Here is an 18,380-nt window from a genome sequence, read left to right as displayed (position 1 = left end):
TTTTATGCTGTAGTAATGCTAATCGCCATCATTATCTGTAAATGTTACAGTGATAGACAAAGTACTGGCTACATCCACTTTTATCAATACAATTAATTCTTTAATGTGTTGATATAAGTTATTTACTTTTAAATTCTTAGCATTTATAACTTCTTTAAGCGAAGAATTAGCGAATGAAGAAATATCATTTTCAATGGCTAAAAATTGATTTTTTATAGCCGTATTTATATCATCTTTATTAGAAATTAGGCTTACATAATCGTCTAAACCATAGGTGTTTCCAAAATAGGTAGCTTTTAACGATTCGATATTTTTTTCAATGATATCTAAAGAAATTCCACTTTTATCTGCTTGAAGTAAATTGGTGTTTATAGTCGTAGAATTCTCTAAACCAGAAGGTTCTCCAATCTTAAAACGTCTTATATTTTCTAATAAAACATTCATTTGGTTAACGGTCATATTTATACTTCCATTTAGCCCAGAGGCTGTGTTTTTTATAAAAATAGGGCTATATGTTTGCCACTGATCTTTTAATGAATTTGCTTTTTTTAATAAATTTTCTCCTAAATAAATTAGGTAATCTAAACGCCTTTGATCGGAAAAAGCGGTAATTGTTTCTGTTGCATTTTCCTCAAAAATTAAATATTCAATAGCGCTTAAACCTCTTGTTTTTGTCGGTAAACTATTTATGGAATTTTCAGAAATTACACGAGTTGAAGTTATAAAATCTTCAATACCTATTTCGTTTGCACTCCAACTATAAATTGCCAAATGTATTCCAGTGTTTTTAATGTTTCCGAAATTACCAACTTCGGTTTTAGAATAGGATAAAGCGGCATTTTTCCAAGCAGTTTTTAGCGTTAATAAATTTTGTTCATTTACGTTTGTTGAAAATTTTAAAATAGCCTCGTTTAGTTTCTCTGAATTTAAAACAAATTCCTCATTGGCAGGGGTTATTGTATTATTTACAAATTCTGTTTGATATTTTTGAATATCAAAGGCAGCTTTTTCTGAAATTTCATCTTTACTACAAGCAATTACAGCGTAGAAAATTGCGATTAAAATTACTGTTTTTTTTATCATTTTAAAGAGAGTTAATAAAAGCCAGCACATTTGTTCTGTCTTCTTTTGTTAATTTTTTGTAGTTGTTTTTTGCATTTTCGGCCTCTCCACCATGCCAAAGAATAGCCTCTTGAATGTTTCTTGCGCGTCCATCGTGTAAAAGGAATGTATGACTGTTTACTTCCTGAATCATTCCAATTCCCCATAAAGGTTGTGTTCTCCATTCTTTACCAGAAGCCAAAAAATCGGGTCTGTTATCTGCTAAATCTTCGCCCATATCGTGTAAAAGAAAATCAGAAAAAGGTCTAATCGTAACGTTTTGCAAAATAGGATTAAAAGGATAATTATTAGAAGTTGTAAATACTTCTGTATGGCAACTTGTACATTTTAAATCTCTAAATATTTGTTTTCCTTTTAACACTTCTTCAGTATTGTAATTTCTTCGAATAGGTACAGAAAGCGAGGAGGAGTAAATCATTATATTATCCAAAGAATTATCTGTAACCTCTGGAGTTCCACCATTTTCTGCATCCAAACAATCTTTTTGTGGAGAAGGACAATTTTTATCAGGAAATATAGAAGTGGTTAACCCCATATCTCCACTAAAAGCAGCAGCAACTTGCTGACGTAAAGTAGGTTGATTCGCTTTCCAGCCAAATTTGCCTAATACCGTTTTTTTTGCGGAAAAGTCCCAAACGTAATTTGCTTTTCCAGAAATACCGTCGTTATTTGTGTCCATTTCGTCTTCATTGGCAAGAATAGCTTCCTTAGATAAAGCATCAATTAAACCTAAACCAATAACTTGTTGCCCAACTCTTGGAGACGTTAATACATTTTGAAGCGAACCAAATTGTTCATCAGAAATGGTATAAATTGGTTTTCTTAACTCATATTTTTCACCATCGCTAAAAGTGCCAGAAATCGTGTTAAATTTTACACCTACTTTTGCCTCATACGACACTCCTAAATTTGCGTGCTCTTGTATTTGATCTCCATAATTTGTTACATTTTTGGGCCCACCAACCGCATTTTTTCCATGTTCGCTAATTCTCATTAAAAAACCTGCAGAAAATTCTTGTCCGACTTCCAAAGGCATTCCTCTACCATCTTTATTGTGGCAAGAACTACAAGACCTGGCGTTAAACGTGGGTCCCAAACCATCTCTGACGGTTGTTGAAGAGGGCGCGCTCACCCAATTTTGTCTAAAAAGAGAATTTCCAACGAAAAAAAGCAAATCTGTATTCGTAGGCAAACCTGGTACTGCTTGGTCAAAAGCATTAGAACCTAAAAGGGTTGTGGTTAGTTTTCCTGCGGATAATTCTTCTCCTTCTTCATAATTTCCAATAGAAATATAAGTTTCTTTTTTACTACAAGAAATAATTAAAATTAAACCAAACAAAAGAGGTAAATGTTTCATTTATAAAATAGTTTGAATGCAAAAAACCAAACTATCTTTGCGAATAAAGATAGTTTGGTTAAATAAAATATGATATTTTTTCAGGATAATTTTAAACACTTGGATCAATTGTTTTTCCTGTAATTGTTTTTCCAGATTGTGCTAATAAATCGCCTTGCTTTCTTAAAGATAAAACAGCAGCCATTACTGGTTTGTTAAAATTATCTAACGTTTCTCCAATAATTAAAAAATCGAAATATTCAGCATCAGAAATAGCCGTAACTTTCGTCATTACTTCGCTTGTAGCCGTAGCTAAATCTGTAGATTCGTTTGTGTTTATTAATGCTAAAACATCCAATAAAGAAGTCCCAGAAATAGTTGTTCCGTCTATTCTTGTATAAGTTCCGTTAATAATATTATTGATAGATTTTGCATTTAAAAATACATCTCTATTTGTATTATCAGAAAAACAAGAGTGTTCGTCTTCTTGCGATTGATTTTCAACTGCAACCGCCATTCTTTCTCCGGCTAATTCTCCTTTACTTAATTTTGCAGCACCTGTAAGAATCATGCTAATAGCATCATCTGCAGGCATTCCTAAAAAAGCTTTTCTGTAAGTTGCATCAGCTTTCCATTGGTCTGCAACCGATTTTAAATCGTCAATTAACAACTCTGTAGCAACTTTTAAATATTGTCCTCTTCGTGTTGCATTTGCATCTGTTGTATAATCCGTTAAAGGTCTTTGTCCGCTCATTTTTGCTGAAGGCGCTGTATTGTCTTGCCCCCATAATAAGAATTCTATTGCGTGAAAACCAATTGTTACATTTGATTCATTCTCATTATAACCAGAGATATTTTTAAGCACTTCTTTTGTTAAAGTTGGATATTGATTTGTATTTCCAACAATATTTTGTCTACTATCAGATAAATCCTGTCCACCTGTTCCACTTGCAACATAATCTATTAAAGCCTCATCCAAAGGCCAAGCATTAATATAACCTTCAGGTTCACCATCAGAACCATCAATTGGGCCATCGTAAAAACGATATGCTTCCGTTTGTCCATAAGGTTCTCTGGAAGCTAACCAAGCATCTTTTGCTACTTGAAAATTAGCGGCAGTTGGTGTTGCAACAAATGCATCTACTGCTGTTTTTAACTCATTTAATTTTGTTACTGAATCTTCATAACTTGCCAAAACAATGTTTGCATAGTTTTCTACAAATGCTGTTTTCTTTTCAGCTAGGTTATTGTCAGGATTTGTAGGGTTATCGTCCTTAGAACAACCTTTTAGGATAATTACAGTACATAACAATAAAGTAGTTTTAAATATACTTTTCATTTTTAAATTTTATTTAGATTAATTTTAAATAGAGTGCAAATAAAGAAAATGATTTTCAAAAACACAAGACTTATTTAGATTAATTAAAAATAATAATTTTTTGTATTTTAGATATGTTGTGAAATAATTCTCTAAGAATTCATTAATTAATTGTAAATTTGCCTGCAATTATACCACAATTGCAACATGACAGCACACAACAACAAAATTTTAGGAGAAGGTTTAACGTACGACGACGTTTTATTAGTTCCTGCTTTTTCAGAAGTACTTCCAAGAGAAGTAAGCATTCAAACAAAATTTACAAAAAATATTACCATTAATGTACCCATTGCTTCTGCAGCTATGGATACTGTTACAGAATCTGCTTTGGCAATTGCCATTGCAAGAGAAGGTGGTATTGGGGTTTTACATAAAAACATGACAATTGCCCAGCAAGCGTTGGAAGTTAGAAAAGTAAAGCGTGCAGAAAGCGGAATGATTTTAGACCCAGTTACTTTACCTTTAACCGCCAAAGTTTTTGATGCAAAAGCGTTTATGAAAGAGCATAGTATTGGCGGAATTCCTATTATAGACGACCACGGAATTTTAAAAGGAATTGTTACCAACAGAGATTTGCGTTTCGAGCATGATGGAAATAGACCGATTGTAGAAGTAATGACCAGTGAAAACTTGGTTACTGCAGCCGTAGGAACTTCTTTAAGTGATGCAGAAAAAATTCTTCAGAATTATAAAATAGAAAAGCTTTTAATTGTTGATGATGCTTATAAATTAAAAGGATTAATTACTTTTAGAGATATTACAAAAGTTACCCAAAAACCAATCGCAAACAAAGATTCTTTTGGAAGATTAAGAGTGGCTGCAGCTTTAGGTGTTACAGGTGATGCTGTAGAAAGAGCAGAAGCGTTGGTAAATGCTGGTGTAGATGCAGTAATTATAGATACAGCTCATGGGCATACAAAAGGTGTGGTAATGGTTTTAAAGCAAGTAAAAGAAAAGTTTCCAGATTTAGATGTTGTGGTTGGAAACATTGCAACTGCTGCTGCTGCTAAATATTTAGTAGAAGCTGGTGCAGATGCTGTAAAAGTAGGTATTGGACCCGGTTCTATTTGTACTACAAGAGTGGTTGCTGGCGTTGGTTTTCCTCAATTTTCGGCAGTATTAGAAGTTGCTGCAGCCATTAAGGGAAGTGGAGTTCCAGTAATTGCAGATGGTGGAATTCGCTATACAGGAGATATTCCAAAAGCAATTGCTGCTGGTGCAGATTGTGTAATGTTAGGTTCTTTATTAGCAGGAACAAAAGAATCTCCAGGAGAAACCATTATTTATGAAGGAAGAAAATTTAAATCTTATAGAGGAATGGGGTCTGTAGAAGCCATGAAACAAGGTTCTAAAGATCGTTATTTCCAAGATGTGGAAGCAGATATTAAGAAATTAGTGCCAGAAGGAATTGTAGGTCGTGTGCCTTATAAAGGAGATTTATACGAAAGCATCCATCAATTTATTGGTGGTTTGCGTGCAGGAATGGGCTATTGTGGTGCAAAAGACATCAAAACTTTAAAAGAAACAGGACAATTTGTTAGAATTACCGCAAGCGGAATTAATGAGAGTCATCCTCATGATGTAGCAATTACCAAAGAAGCACCCAATTATAGTAGAAGGTAGGTTTTACTTTTTATAGATGTAAGAAGCAGTCTCGAAAGTTTTAAAATTTATCATTTCGACTGTAATTTTGTCATTTCGACTGTAATGGAGAAATCTTATTTACTGATTTTCAGTATTTTAGATTTTTAGATAACTTCGTTAGCTACTTTTAATCAAAATATATTTTGATTTTAGTAATGCTCAAAATAACAGTTAAATTTACTTTTATGAGAGCCTCTTTTGTTTTTAAATTTTGTTATAAATTCTTTTTCTATTATAATAATACCCAATCCCGATGATTGTTATTATTTCTGCAATTATAGATAAATAAGAACCTTCAAAACCAAAAGCACCTCCATTTACTAAATTTCCTTCGTTTATTTTAAATTCAATAATAGAATAAGAGTCTTGCCCGCTAACATTAAACCCGAGAAGTGTTTGAAATAAATTCCAACTTAAGTGCATTGCAATTGGAAACCATAAATTTTTGGTATAGATATAAGATAAACCCAGTACAATTCCTGCTAAAAACAAAACAAATAGTGAGAATAAATCAACATTTGGGTTGAAACTATGTGCCAAAGAAAATAATATGGACGATAGTATTAAAGCTATGTATTTATGAAAAGAACTCATTAAGTTTTTTAAAACATAACCTCGAAAAAGTGTTTCCTCAACAATTGCGACAATGGTAAATAAACATATTGATATTAATAATTCTTTAATGTCAAAATTTATCTTAACGAAAAAGATTTCTTTAAAGTAAATTAATAGTAAATAACCCAATACCATAATTATGAAACCAATGATAATTCCATAAAAAAAATCTTTGAATCTATTTTTAGTTTGAAAACCAAGTTCAATAAATTTCTCTTTATCTACAAACTTCATAAAAAGCCAAATCACTAAAAAAGTACCTACTAAATCGAAAAAACTTGTTGTAAGTTGTTGTATAGAGGTTTGCTTATAATCAAGATTTGTATAATCAACACCAGCAAGTTTAGCTCCAGTTAGTTGAAAGATGCCAACTATAAATAAGTATGCAATTATGAATAGAAATATTCTTCCTATGGTATTTCGTTTAAGGGGTTTGCTATTCATTTTTGGGTTAGAAACTTTTTTTGATTTTCGCTAACGGTCTTGGCTATGAACAGTTGCGTGTTTTAGCACGGACTTTTGCAAGTACACGATAAGCTGAAAATTCCGCAGGAATTTTCAGGATAAGCCTGTAATAGCAATTGTTTATAGCCATTGTTAGGCAAAGTATTTTTACAGTTTAAATGGTTTTATTTCCTTCTTGACAATTTCAACTTTCGTTTCGCTTACTTCGCTAAAATTGATAATATTTTCGCTCTCAAGTTTGGCAAAAAGGTTGTTGAAGTTGTTTTCGTCTTGGTCCTTTTTGAGGTTTAAAACATCTCGACCTCCAATTCCAACTGGTGCAATGTCTTTATGTTCATTAGTGCCGAAAGAAACAAAAACAAATTTGTTCATATGTTTCTTAAGTTGTTCTAAAATAACTTTGTATTCAAAACCGACACCGCCTTTAAAACCGTCAGCACGCTCTTTATATTTTTTTGATAAGACAACAATAACCTTGTCAGCATTTTGAAGTCCATTTAGCATCATTTGGTTAAAATCGGTTGCACTTTCTTCTTGGGATTCTTTTTTGTCCATAGATGCATCATATCCTTTTTCTCTCAAGAAATTAACGAATGAAATGACTTTATCATTATGTTCTTCGTTTTCCCACGCATAGGTTACAAAGACAGATTTTTTATCGGTAGACAAATCTTTTGAAAAATCTTCAATTTCTTTAATTTCAATTTCCTGTTCTCTATTAATCTTTTGAAGTCCTACGATTAAATCTTGTCTTACTTTAGTTAGGATGTATTGAATTCCCGCTCTTCCAACTCTGTGTGCTGCTTTGACTAATTTTAAATGAGGATTATTGTGATGAAAGGTTTCATTTAGCATATTTACTAATTTGTGATGCAATGGTCTTAAAACCATTTGTCCATCTGTACTGGCTAGCCCTTCTTCAATAAATCCTATTCCATCAGGTATGTGTGTTGTAGATAAATCAAAACCCATATGTTCGGATAAAACCGAAAAATTTAGCGGGTATTCAATTTTAACCAATTGTCCATATGCGTCTTGAATATCGCCAACAATTTCGGATTTAATTTTTCTGTATTCGGGTAACTCATTACTTGAATAACCGTTTAGTTCCTTCTCGATAAATTCAGTTAATTTTTCGTCATTCGCTTTTTCGGCATATTCCTTTGCTTGAAGTAATAAGAGGCTCAATTTTCCCTCTCCGCTTAATAATTTATCTAAAAGTTCTTTCATTGGTCAATATTTTGCCTAACAATAATGATATGAAACGTTTCAATGGTTTATATCAGAAGTTAGCGAAGTTATAATTTTTAAACCAGAAAATCAACAGGTAAAAACCCCTAATTTCCCTTTTTAATTAACAAAACAGCCTTCTCAGCAAAACGTTCTCCCATGATTTTATAACCGTTTTCAGACATGTGTAAATCGTTTTTTATTTCCTTATTATTTCTAATAATTCCGTCATTTAAGTCGTCTGTATTTATCCAATCGAAATTTGGTTGCGAGTTGGCTACTTTTACTTGGGCTTCTCTAACGCGTGTCCAATCTGGGTATCTTTCATTTTTCATATCGAAATCACTCAGTCTTCCAATCACAAAATTTACGTCTTTTCTACCTAATTCACTAGAAAGTTGATTGTACAAACCCAATAAACTTTCTTCATACACGTTTCCTTGGTTGGTTCTTGCATCTCGTTCGCCTTGCATCCAAATGAAAGTAACTGTGTTAAAATGTTTAATTTTGAGTGCTTTGTGCACTTTTACCATTAAAGTATCGTATAAATTCCCGTTTTTAGGATCAACTTTTCCGTGTAAAGGTTTCCAGTTTTTATACCAACGTTTTATAGGTTGCGTTCCTAAAGCATATTTTACAACAGTTACGTTATGTTCTCCCAACTCCTTTTTTAGAGCTGGTGTAAAAGAAATATCAGGATTTAGTCGTGCCATATTAGATTGCCCTGAAAGAATAAATAGATGTTGCTGATTTTCCTTTTTATCACAAAAATTCAGTAAAAATGAGATAAAAATCACAAATAAAATGTTGCTTAATTTCATTATCTAAAAATAGGTTTTTGTTGTTTATTTCTTTGCTTTTTCTACCAATTCTAATTTATCAACCGACGTTTTTGTGGTAAAAAAACCATAATTGATGGTTACTTTTTTCTTATCAATTTTATCGATGGTTCCTACAGAATTCGAGTCAATAATTCGCACTCTGTCGTTTATTTTATAAACATATTCCGATTTTGCCTTGGCAATTTTAGCTTCTTCGATTTTCTTTTCTTTGCGAACTTCTACCACTTTTTCTAAAACCTCTTTTTCTACTTTTTTAATAACCTGCTGCATTTTCTTTTCAGCAATTTTTGCCTTTTGCTTTTGGGCTTTCGTAGTTTTTAAAGGTTTTTTCTTAGCATATTTTACTTTTTCGTCTGCCACCCATTTGTTAAAATTGGCATTCAGTTCTTTTTTGTTATTTGTTTGAAAGTATTTGTTAAGCAGTTCGTTTGTTTTTCTACCTAAAGATAACATTTTTTGATTTTGGTCGTACAATTCTTGAAAGCCAGATAATTTGTCTTGAATTTTTTGCTCTTTTTCTTGCAAACTCTCTAAGTGTTCTTGCCCTTTTGTTTTTTGTTTTTCTAAACTGGCAGAATTTTTCTGAAGTTTATTTCGTTCTTTTTGAAGTTTAGAAATGGTTTTATCTAAACGAATTTTCTCATTTTCAACACGCTTTTTTGCCTTGTTGATTAAACGATAAGGAATTCCGTTTTTTTGAGCTACTTCAAAAGTAAAAGAACTACCAGCTTGCCCAATAAAAAGTTTGAATAATGGTTCCAATGAACGCTCGTTAAACTGCATATTTGCGTTCGTAACATTCTCTAATTCGTTCGCCAAAACTTTTAAGTTAGAGTAGTGGGTTGTAATAATTCCGAAGGCTTTTTTGTTGTAAAACTCTTCTAAGAATATTTCTGCCAAAGCACCCCCTAATTCAGGATCGGAACCTGTACCAAATTCATCAATTAAAAACAGCGTATTTTCGTTACACTTTCTTAAAAAGTAGCGCATGTTTTTTAATCGATAACTGTAAGTACTCAATTGATTTTCAATAGATTGGTTGTCTCCAATATCTGTTAAAATCGTATCGAAAATATATGTTTTGCTACGTTCATCTACAGGAATTAAAAGCCCACTTTGCAACATTAATTGTAATAAGCCAACGGTTTTTAAGGTAATGCTTTTTCCACCAGCATTGGGACCAGAAATAACAATAATTTGTTGTTTTTCGTTCAGTTCTATTGTTTGCGGAACGGTTTTTAAATTCTTTTCTTTATTTTTTCTCCATAAAATAGGATGATAGGCATCTTTAAATAAAATCTTTTTTTCTCGCGAAATTTTGGGCAACAAGGCATTAATTTCTTGTGCATATTTCGCTTTTGCACCCACAGCATCTACATGTGTAACATACTCTAAATATTCTTGAATTAAGGTTATAAAAGGACGAATGGTTTCTGCGAGTTTTCGTAATATTTTTACGATTTCTTGTTTTTCTTCATATAATAAGTTTTGATATTCTCTAGAAAAAGATAACGTTGCTTGTGGTGCAATATATACAATATTTCCAGACTTAGAAGCCCCTAAAAAACTACCTGCCACTTTTTTACGATGCATTGCCAAAACAGCCAACACACGTTGGTTGTCAATAACACTTTCTTTAATATCATCTAAATATCCAGAAGCCATGGCTTTGCCTAGAGCACTCGAAAAACTTTGACCGATTTTTCCACGAACGTGATTGATATCTTTTCGAATTTCTTTTAAGGTAGAAGAAGCATTATTTTTTACGATTCCGTTTAATTCTATAATTTTCTTGATTTCATCATCAATAAAAGTGCTGTATTCTATTTTTTGTGTTAATTTAAAAAACGTTGGAAACTGAACTTCAAATTTTTTGAAAAACCGAATATGTTCGTTTACCGTTAAAGAAATATTGGCAATTTTTAAATAGGCTTCTGGCTCTAAAAAACTGTTTTCTATGGCAAGCCTGTGAATATCTTCGGTAACATTATCAAAACTATAATTTGGAACTCTATTTTCACTTTGAAAAGATTTTAGATATTCATCCACTAAATTTAGTTCTGTAAAAAGTGTTTTTTTATTAGAAATAGGCAAAATTTCACGTACTCTTTCTTTTCCCAATCCAGAAATACAAAACTCTGATACGTGTTGCAAAACTGTTAAAAATTCTAAATCTTGTAATGTTTTTTCTGAAATGTTTGTTCTCAAATTTGTAATTTTGATATATATTAATATGTCCGTTTGAGCGCAGTCGAGAACCATTTAAATAACCTTTCGGCTGCGCTCAAGAAGACATTTTGGTTCTTAAACTCAAAGCACAAAAATAACAAACAATGCCAGTAAAAATCGCTGATTCTTGGAAAAATATTTTACAAACCGAATTTGAAAAACCGTATTTTAAAAACTTAATTAGCTTTGTAAAAAGCGAATATAAAAACCATACCTGTTACCCCAAAGGCGCTGATATTTTTGCCTCGTTTGATTTTTGTGCTTTTTACGATTTAAAAGTGGTAATTATTGGCCAAGACCCTTATCATGGTCCCAATCAAGCAAATGGTTTGTGCTTTTCTGTAAAAGATGGCATTCCTCATCCACCTTCATTGATTAATATTTTTAAGGAAATTTCTACAGATTTAAATAAAGAGTATCCACAAAGTGGGAATTTAGAAAAATGGGCAAAACAAGGTGTTTTATTACTGAATGCAACTTTAACGGTAAGAGCTCATGAAGCTGGAAGTCATCAAAAACAAGGCTGGGAAACGTTTACAGACCAAGTAATTCAACAAATTTCTAACGAAAACAAAAACATTATTTTTTTACTTTGGGGCGGATTTGCAAGAAAAAAAGCAAAACTGATTGATAAAAAGAAACATTATATTTTAGAATCTGGGCATCCTTCTCCTTTGAGTGCAAACCGAGGTTATTGGTTTGGAAACCAGCATTTTTCGAAAACCAACGAAATTTTAAGAGGTTTAGGGAAAGAAGAAATTGATTGGTAGCAAAGAAGCATGCTCCCTTGTAATATTTATTCTTGTGTGTGTTCTCGATACAAAATTCTTGAAAAAAGAATTTCACTCGAACTGACGGCAGTTTCTTACTTATTGATAAAATAGTAAATCCATGGAATGTCAGTTCGAGTGATTTTCGACTTTAGGAGAAAATTGTATCGAGAACTTTTCCTGTCGTCATCACTCTTAAAAAAACAGATTTTATATCTAATTGATTAACAGTTTTTTAAAATATTGGTTATCATTTAAAGCAGGAGGCTTAGGGAAAAGAAGAAATTATGCTCTCTTGTAATATTTATTCTTGTGTGTGTTCCCGATACAAAATTCTTGAAAAAAGAATTTCACTTGAACTGACAGCACTTTCTTACTTATGGGTAAAATAGTAAATCCATGGAATGTCAGTTCGAGTGATTTTCGACTTTAGGAGAAAATTGTATCGAGAACTTTTGGTTCAATATAATTCGTGATACTTTAAATGATGCTGAAATAAGTTCAGCATAAAAAAAATCCGCTGAAAAAGCGGATTTATTGAATTTGAAATTAAGAAACCAACAAATTTTATAACAAATTTACTGGTGGTAATGTTGTTTGAATCGTTGTTTTAGCGTCTGCCAAACCACAAGATTTGGAGGTGCTTCTACAAGAAGAAAAAAAATAATCCCTAAAACACAAATTGCAACAAATACTACTTTTTTCATTTTTTACTATTTTACGGGTTAAATGTACATATTTTTTATGAACTCGCCAGAATCTTTCTTCGCTTCGATAACGTTAAAGAAAACCATTTTATTTTGAATGCGAGTAATTAAATTTTTTGTGATTGGTTTTCCATCATTCCATTCGGTTATTTTTAGCCATTTTTGGATGTCTTCTAGCTTTTGTTCGTACCTTTTTGCTAAAATTTTATCGATGTTTAAAATGTCTTTAAAATTTTCTGTTTCATCATTAATAATATCTAAAACCTTTTTTATTTCGTCGAAATTATTTTCTAAAACTTCGTTTCTCACTGCAATTACAAAACAAGGCCAAGGAGTAGGGCAGTTGTCAATTCTTCTAAAAGTTCCATTATCAACCAAAGGTTTTGTGGTAAAATGTTCCCACATAAAATAATCGGCTTCTCCATTGGTTAACGCATCAATGCCACCTTGTAAATTACCAACTACTTTAAACTTTAGTTTATCGATATTCCAACCTTGGTTATAGGCATTAACAATGGCCATTAAATGAGATCCAGAACCAAATCTACTAATTGCAATCGTAGCATTTTCTAAATCTTCAATTTTTTTAAAAGATGATTTTGCCCCTACATGAATTCCCCAAATTAAGGGTGTTTTTACAAAAGTTTGCACAATTTTAGACGGATTTCCATCTGCAATATCTTTAATAATACCTTCTGTTAAAACAATGGCAATATCTACATTTCCGTTTCTTAATGCCTTGCACATTTGTCCGGTTCCACCAGGATAATCTTGCCAACGTAAGTTGATGTTTTGTTTGGTGTATTCTTTATTTTTTAGGGTAAGATACCAAGGATAATTAAAGTGTTCTGGCACACCACCTATTTTTAAATCCGTCATTTTTTATATTGTAAGCTTTTTAAGCGTATATTTTATTAAATCTTCTACCACTTTTTTAGGGTTTTTGCTAAACGTACCATGGGCTCTATTGGCTATAATGGCATTTAACGAAACCGCTTTATGACCTAATAATTTAGACAAGCCGTAAATTGCAGAGGTTTCCATTTCTAAGTTGGTAATTTTGTTTTTTTTATATTGAAAACTATCAATTTTACTATTTAAATTGTCGTCTTCTAATTGCAATCGCAACACACGCCCTTGGGGTCCGTAAAAGCCGCCAGCGGTTGCTGTGATTCCTGTATATATTTTTTCTGAAATAAATTTTCTAGCAAGTTCGCTACTGTTTTCAATTAAAATAGGATGCGCCTTTTTAGCACTCCAATTCGTATGTTTTATAAAAGCATTTTCAATTTCTAGGTTTGAAATCGCTTTAACTTGATAAGAATGAAGCATTCCATTTAAATCTAAACCATGCGAACTTAATAAAAACGAATCTACAGGAATGTCCTTTTGTAAGGCTCCTGAAGTTCCAATTCGAATGATATTTAACGAAGTTATATTGGTTTTTGGAGTTCTCGTTTCTAAATTGATGTTTACCAAAGCATCCAGTTCATTAAGAACAATGTCGATATTATCTGGCCCAATTCCTGTTGAAATTACAGAAATTCTTTTTCCTTTGTAACTTCCTGTAACAGTTTTAAACTCTCTTTTTTGCGTGCTAAACTCAACAGAATCGAAATATTTGGTAATTTTAGCTACTCTATCTTGATCGCCTACAAAAATAATATTGGTAGCAATATTTTGGGGTTTTAAATTTAAGTGGTAAACACTGCCATCTGGATTTAAAATAAGTTCAGATTTTTTTATACTCATATTCTCTAAGAGGTAATTTGTAGCAGCTTTTCATTAGCATTGCTATATAAAAAACTGTACTTTTTCGAACCTCCAAGATACGAATTTTCTGAACGAATTTCTCTGTAAAAATTTGCCTGATTGTTTAAAATATCTTTCCCTTTTTTGGTAAGTTTTACTGGATCAAAGGAAGAAAATAGTTTTTGAAGCTTATGTATGTTGTGTTCGTATTGAATATCTCCAAAACCAAAAGTTTTTTGGTTCGTAAGTAATTGTTTAACCAATTGATTTTTAGACAACAACGTGTTTTTGTTTGCGGTTTCTAAAACAAAATTTTCTACATTATTCAATCCGTTTTCAATGGAAGGAAACCTTCTTAAATGCGCTTCTAAAGCTTTTGTTAAATATTTAAAAGGCGACATTGGGTTAAATAGATGTATTTTTTCTAATCGTAAAGGGCTGTCTGAGCAGTACAATTGCCAAATATAATCTGCATATTCGATATCGTCTTGCGAAAGTTCTATTTTGTCTTTGTAATGTTGCCGAATTTGTTTTTCTGAAAGTTCGGGAATGGCCAACATTTTTTTAGAGCCTTTTACCTTTCCACTGCAAACCAACGAAATTTCGTAACCTTTTCTGTAACGTTTTAACCAGCTAATTACAGCAATCATATTAATTTGACAAAACAAATCGTATTCAAACCATAAAACAATTTGCTTGTTTTCTTTTTTATTACAGAGTTTTCGATATTCTTTAACAGTATAATCTATAAATTTTTGCTTGCTTACTTTGTAAGAAGATTTAAAGAAATCGTATCTGGTTTTCCAAAAAACATCACTACCAACATTGGTGGTTGTTTTTCCTTCGCAAAGCATTTCTCTCCAAGTAATAAAATCTCCAGAAAATTGTAGCTTTTTTAGATAGTTTGTAGTACTATCTCCATTAGTAATGTGTAAAATTGAAGCGCTCATAATAAATTGACAACGTTTATTATTGTTTTTTATTGTGTTGGCTTTTTATTAACCTCCAACACGTTTTACTTTAAAACCTTTATCTTTTAAGATAGACATAATTTTGTCTCTATAATCACCTTGAATAATAATTTTATCATCTTTAAAACTTCCGCCAACAGAGAGCTTCGTCTTTATTTCTTTGGCTAAAATTTTAAAGTCGGATGTCGCGCCATTATACCCTTCTAAAATAGTAATTGGCTTTCCTTTTCTTTTTTCATATTTACAAATAATAGGTTCGTCTTGTAACCAAATATTCGATTTTTCTTCTTTTGGTTCTTCGGTTTCTTTGTGATCTGGAAACAAATTTTTTAGTTGATCTTTTAAATCCATTTTTTTTAGTCTTCAGTTGGCAGTCTTCAGTTGGCAGTATTCAGTCAGTTTGTAACTGTTGACTGCCAACTGAAGACTGCTTACTTATTTTTTGAGCCCTAATTCCTTCAATCTTTCGTCTAAAAACTCACCTGCAGTAATATCTTCGAATTGTTTTGGGTTGTTTTCGTCGATACAATTTTCTAACACATCTAATTTCATATCAGATATTGGATGCATAAAAAACGGAATCGAATAACGGGAGGTTCCCCACATTTCTTTTGGCGGATTTACAACTCTATGAATTGTAGATTTTAGCTTGTTATTGCTGTGTCTAGACAACATGTCTCCAACATTAATCATTAATTCGTCGGGTGCAGCCATGGCATCTATCCACTCTCCTTTATGGTTTTGAACCTGCAAACCTTTTCCTTGTGCACCCATTAATAACGTGATTAAATTAATGTCTCCATGCGCAGCAGCTCGTTCTGCACCTTTGGGTTCTGTTTTTATAGGTGGGTAATGAATTGGGCGCAAAATGCTGTTTCCGTTTTTAATGTAATTATCGAAATAGGTTTCTTCTAAACCTAAATGTAAGGCCAAAGAGCGCAACACATATTTTGCCGTTTTTTCTAACATTTTATAGGTTTGTTTACCTACTTCGTTAAATTTTGGCAATTCTTCTACAATAACATTTTCTGGATATTCGTCTTTGTATTTCGAGCCGTCTTCTACATATTGTCCAAAATGCCAAAATTCTTTTAAATCGCCTTCTTTTTTTCCTTTGGCAGATTCTTTTCCGAAAGAAACGTAACCTCTTTGCCCACCAATTCCTGGAATTTCATATTTTTTTTTCGTTTCTATAGGTAAATCGAAAAATTTTTTGATTTCTGTATATAAATCTGAAACCAATTGATCATCTAAAAAATGACCTTTTAAAGCTACGAAACCAATGTTTTCGTAAGCGTGACCAATTTCGTCGATAAATTTTTGTTTTCTGTTTTTATCATCAGATAAGAAATCTGTTAAGTTTACACTTGGAATTTTGTTCATTATTAAAAGTTTAAAAACGGGTGTTAAAGTTACTAAAAAATAAGGAATCTTAATTTATAGATTTCGAAGTTTTAAATATTTTTATCATTAGTGTCTGGCAAACCACTTTATTTATATCTTTATTTTTCTGACAAAATTAGATATGTACAAAAGTACAAATTTTAGCGAAACTCCAATAATAAAACAAATTTTACAATTTATTTTACCTTCAGATATTTCACGGACAACAGAGAAGCATTCAAGTGATAAGTACTATTAAGAGGTAAAACATACAACCATCTTTTACGATACTTTAAGCGGAGTTTCTTCACTAAGGGAGTTTTCTTCTGTTTTTCTTGCTTGCGAAGGGCGTATCAGTCATTGGAGTATTTTCCTAAACGGAGTACTATTTCCGATGCAAACAAAACAAGCGTCTCACGCAAACTAGAAACGATGCTTTCAGCATGACAAAAGGGATGAGAATTGTGTGAGAATTGTTTGAAAACCCTAAAAAAACGTACATCCACACAGTTTGTCATGCTGCAAGCGTCTCACGCAAACTAGAAACGATGCTTTCAGCATGACAAAAGGGATGGGAATTGTGTGAAAACTGTCTAAAAACCCTACAGAAGCCAACACCCACACAATTTGTCACGCTGCAAGCGTCTCACGCAAACTAGAAACGATGCTTTTAGCATAACAAAATGGATGAGAATTGTTTGAGAATTGTTTGAAAACCCTAAAAAAACGTACATCCACACAGTTTGTCACGCTGCAAGCGTCTCACGCAAACTGGAGACGATGCTTTCAGCATAACAAAAAGGATGGGAATTGTTTGAGAATTGTTTGAAAACCCTAAAAAAACGTACATCCACACAGTTTGTCACGCTGCAAGCGTCTCACACAAACTAGAAACGATGCTTTCAGCATGACAAACTGAATGGAAATTGTGTGGAAACTGTGTAAAAACCTTACAGAAACTAACACCCACACAATTTGTAACGCTGCAAGTGATAGCGTTGTATTTGCAGATATTTACACTAAGCTAAATAAGTGTTATGCAGGTTTTTTATCGGACAGCAGTTCCTTAAAACCTTCAGTGAAGCATTTACAAATAGTAGATTTATCCACAATCTTTTTGTTTTCAGACATTTTTTTAAAACAACTCTGCGAAACAAACCGCAAAAATCCATAAAAATTTGTGAAATCTGTATTAAAAAAAATCTAAAAATCCTCTAAAACCTCAATCGTCATTTTAATATCTTCTTCTGGCCATTCATCTACACCCACTTTAACTCTAGAAATTTTATCCATCGTATCGAAACCAGAAATTACTTCACCAAAAACGGTATGTTCGTTGTTTAAATGATGTGCTCCATTTCTATTTTGTACGATGTAAAACTCAAAAGGGTTAGATAGTTTATTCGGATTGTTCTCCCAATCTCTTGCAGCACCTAATGCTCCGTATTTGTGTTTTCTATGGCTTTTAAATTCTGGTTTTATTGGGTAGTTTCCATAGAATCTTCTTTGTTTTACTGTATATGTTTCATCGGAATTTCCGCCTTGTATTACAAAGTTTTTGGCCACTCTATAAATTTCGGTCGTATTAAAATATTTTAGTTTTGTTAAAAAGATAAAGTTGGCTCTATGGATAGGCACATCGTCGTACAACCTCAATTTAATATTGCCAAATTTGGTTTTAATAATTACCTTGTTTTCTTTGTGTTGCTTGCCATATTCGGTAAAAAAGGCTTCTACATTATCTTTGTTTAAACTGTCCCAACGTTTTTCTACTTTTTTTTCTAAAACCTTTTTTTCTTTTTTTAAGATTACTTCTTTTTTTTCATTCTCTTTTTTTTCTTCTTTACATTGATAAAGAGAAACTAAGAAAATAACTAAAAAAAGTTTGATGTAAATTTTCATAAAAAGTATTTTTTTTGATGTCTCAAAGATAAAT

Annotated in this window: 15 protein-coding genes; 2 read left to right on the top strand and 13 right to left on the bottom strand. The window is 32.1% G+C overall.

Annotated elements, in window-relative coordinates:
- Positions 1-18: 18 nt before the first annotated feature.
- The 3 genes from JL193_RS02500 to JL193_RS02490 form a co-directional block, all read right to left on the bottom strand.
- Entirely contained in the window at positions 19-1,083 is a 1,065-nt protein-coding gene (locus JL193_RS02500) for an imelysin family protein (protein WP_207972334.1), read from the bottom strand.
- Position 1,084: 1 nt separating this feature from the next.
- On the bottom strand, positions 1,085-2,479 hold the full coding sequence (locus JL193_RS02495) for a di-heme oxidoreductase family protein (protein WP_207972333.1): 1,395 nt from the start codon (positions 2,477-2,479) through the stop codon (positions 1,085-1,087).
- 91 nt (positions 2,480-2,570) lie between these two features.
- Positions 2,571-3,797: an imelysin family protein gene (locus JL193_RS02490; protein ID WP_207972332.1), complete on the bottom strand. Its 1,227-nt coding sequence runs from the start codon at positions 3,795-3,797 to the stop codon at positions 2,571-2,573.
- A gap of 186 nt (positions 3,798-3,983) precedes the next feature.
- Here JL193_RS02490 and guaB point away from each other — a divergent pair, with 186 nt between their 5' ends.
- The gene (gene guaB, locus JL193_RS02485; RefSeq protein WP_207972331.1) at positions 3,984-5,459 is read left to right on the top strand and encodes an IMP dehydrogenase; all 1,476 of its coding nucleotides are present in this window, start codon (positions 3,984-3,986) and stop codon (positions 5,457-5,459) included.
- A 225-nt stretch (positions 5,460-5,684) separates the two neighbouring features.
- Here the strand turns inward: guaB and JL193_RS02480 are convergent, their stop codons facing one another.
- The 4 genes from JL193_RS02480 to JL193_RS02465 form a co-directional block, all read right to left on the bottom strand.
- The gene (locus tag JL193_RS02480) at positions 5,685-6,539 is read right to left on the bottom strand and encodes a CPBP family intramembrane glutamic endopeptidase (RefSeq protein ID WP_207972330.1); all 855 of its coding nucleotides are present in this window, start codon (positions 6,537-6,539) and stop codon (positions 5,685-5,687) included.
- A 168-nt stretch (positions 6,540-6,707) separates the two neighbouring features.
- Positions 6,708-7,790: an AbiTii domain-containing protein gene (locus JL193_RS02475; RefSeq protein WP_207972329.1), complete on the bottom strand. Its 1,083-nt coding sequence runs from the start codon at positions 7,788-7,790 to the stop codon at positions 6,708-6,710.
- Positions 7,791-7,897: 107 nt separating this feature from the next.
- Positions 7,898-8,611, bottom strand: coding sequence for a sialate O-acetylesterase (locus JL193_RS02470; protein WP_207972328.1), 714 nt, complete (start codon positions 8,609-8,611; stop codon positions 7,898-7,900).
- 24 nt (positions 8,612-8,635) lie between these two features.
- Entirely contained in the window at positions 8,636-10,840 is a 2,205-nt protein-coding gene (locus JL193_RS02465; RefSeq protein WP_207972327.1) for an endonuclease MutS2, read from the bottom strand.
- A gap of 125 nt (positions 10,841-10,965) precedes the next feature.
- Here JL193_RS02465 and JL193_RS02460 point away from each other — a divergent pair, with 125 nt between their 5' ends.
- Positions 10,966-11,631 carry a uracil-DNA glycosylase gene (locus JL193_RS02460; protein ID WP_207972326.1) on the top strand — a complete coding sequence of 222 codons (666 nt, stop codon included), beginning with the start codon at positions 10,966-10,968 and terminating at the stop codon, positions 11,629-11,631.
- A gap of 725 nt (positions 11,632-12,356) precedes the next feature.
- On the opposite strand, the gene JL193_RS02455 is transcribed toward JL193_RS02460, so the two are convergent.
- The 6 genes from JL193_RS02455 to JL193_RS02430 all read right to left on the bottom strand — a co-directional run bounded on the left by JL193_RS02455 (position 12,357) and on the right by JL193_RS02430 (position 18,346).
- A complete protein-coding gene (locus JL193_RS02455; protein WP_207972325.1) occupies positions 12,357-13,217 on the bottom strand; it encodes a substrate-binding domain-containing protein in 861 nt (286 codons plus the stop codon).
- A gap of 3 nt (positions 13,218-13,220) precedes the next feature.
- Positions 13,221-14,090, bottom strand: coding sequence for a nucleoside phosphorylase (locus JL193_RS02450; RefSeq protein ID WP_207972324.1), 870 nt, complete (start codon positions 14,088-14,090; stop codon positions 13,221-13,223).
- 5 nt (positions 14,091-14,095) lie between these two features.
- On the bottom strand, positions 14,096-15,040 hold the full coding sequence (locus JL193_RS02445; protein ID WP_207972323.1) for a DUF1835 domain-containing protein: 945 nt from the start codon (positions 15,038-15,040) through the stop codon (positions 14,096-14,098).
- A gap of 48 nt (positions 15,041-15,088) precedes the next feature.
- Positions 15,089-15,412: a translation initiation factor gene (locus JL193_RS02440; RefSeq protein ID WP_207972322.1), complete on the bottom strand. Its 324-nt coding sequence runs from the start codon at positions 15,410-15,412 to the stop codon at positions 15,089-15,091.
- An 84-nt stretch (positions 15,413-15,496) separates the two neighbouring features.
- Entirely contained in the window at positions 15,497-16,444 is a 948-nt protein-coding gene (locus JL193_RS02435; protein WP_207972321.1) for an isopenicillin N synthase family dioxygenase, read from the bottom strand.
- A 1,203-nt stretch (positions 16,445-17,647) separates the two neighbouring features.
- Positions 17,648-18,346 carry a peptidylprolyl isomerase gene (locus tag JL193_RS02430; protein WP_207972320.1) on the bottom strand — a complete coding sequence of 233 codons (699 nt, stop codon included), beginning with the start codon at positions 18,344-18,346 and terminating at the stop codon, positions 17,648-17,650.
- Positions 18,347-18,380: the final 34 nt, after the last annotated feature.

Origin of the sequence: Polaribacter batillariae (assembly GCF_017498485.1) — a bacterium.
In the GTDB taxonomy this organism is placed as follows: Bacteria; Bacteroidota; Bacteroidia; order Flavobacteriales; family Flavobacteriaceae; genus Polaribacter; species Polaribacter batillariae.
The sequence above is the reverse complement of the archived record's forward strand: the minus strand, read 5'-3'. Positions and strand labels throughout refer to the sequence as shown.

What these genes read in the sequence shown, in the direction of transcription:
- JL193_RS02460 (WP_207972326.1), top strand. Translation starts at nt 10,966, where the DNA reads ATGCCAGTAAAAATCGCTGATTCTTGGAAAAATATTTTACAAACCGAA.
- JL193_RS02440 (WP_207972322.1), bottom strand. Translation starts at nt 15,412, where the DNA reads ATGGATTTAAAAGATCAACTAAAAAATTTGTTTCCAGATCACAAAGAA.
- JL193_RS02500 (WP_207972334.1), bottom strand. Translation starts at nt 1,083, where the DNA reads ATGATAAAAAAAACAGTAATTTTAATCGCAATTTTCTACGCTGTAATT.
- JL193_RS02455 (WP_207972325.1), bottom strand. Translation starts at nt 13,217, where the DNA reads ATGACGGATTTAAAAATAGGTGGTGTGCCAGAACACTTTAATTATCCT.
- JL193_RS02495 (WP_207972333.1), bottom strand. Translation starts at nt 2,479, where the DNA reads ATGAAACATTTACCTCTTTTGTTTGGTTTAATTTTAATTATTTCTTGT.
- JL193_RS02450 (WP_207972324.1), bottom strand. Translation starts at nt 14,090, where the DNA reads ATGAGTATAAAAAAATCTGAACTTATTTTAAATCCAGATGGCAGTGTT.
- JL193_RS02490 (WP_207972332.1), bottom strand. Translation starts at nt 3,797, where the DNA reads ATGAAAAGTATATTTAAAACTACTTTATTGTTATGTACTGTAATTATC.
- JL193_RS02430 (WP_207972320.1), bottom strand. Translation starts at nt 18,346, where the DNA reads ATGAAAATTTACATCAAACTTTTTTTAGTTATTTTCTTAGTTTCTCTT.
- JL193_RS02480 (WP_207972330.1), bottom strand. Translation starts at nt 6,539, where the DNA reads ATGAATAGCAAACCCCTTAAACGAAATACCATAGGAAGAATATTTCTA.
- JL193_RS02435 (WP_207972321.1), bottom strand. Translation starts at nt 16,444, where the DNA reads ATGAACAAAATTCCAAGTGTAAACTTAACAGATTTCTTATCTGATGAT.
- JL193_RS02445 (WP_207972323.1), bottom strand. Translation starts at nt 15,040, where the DNA reads ATGAGCGCTTCAATTTTACACATTACTAATGGAGATAGTACTACAAAC.
- JL193_RS02475 (WP_207972329.1), bottom strand. Translation starts at nt 7,790, where the DNA reads ATGAAAGAACTTTTAGATAAATTATTAAGCGGAGAGGGAAAATTGAGC.
- guaB (WP_207972331.1), top strand. Translation starts at nt 3,984, where the DNA reads ATGACAGCACACAACAACAAAATTTTAGGAGAAGGTTTAACGTACGAC.
- JL193_RS02470 (WP_207972328.1), bottom strand. Translation starts at nt 8,611, where the DNA reads ATGAAATTAAGCAACATTTTATTTGTGATTTTTATCTCATTTTTACTG.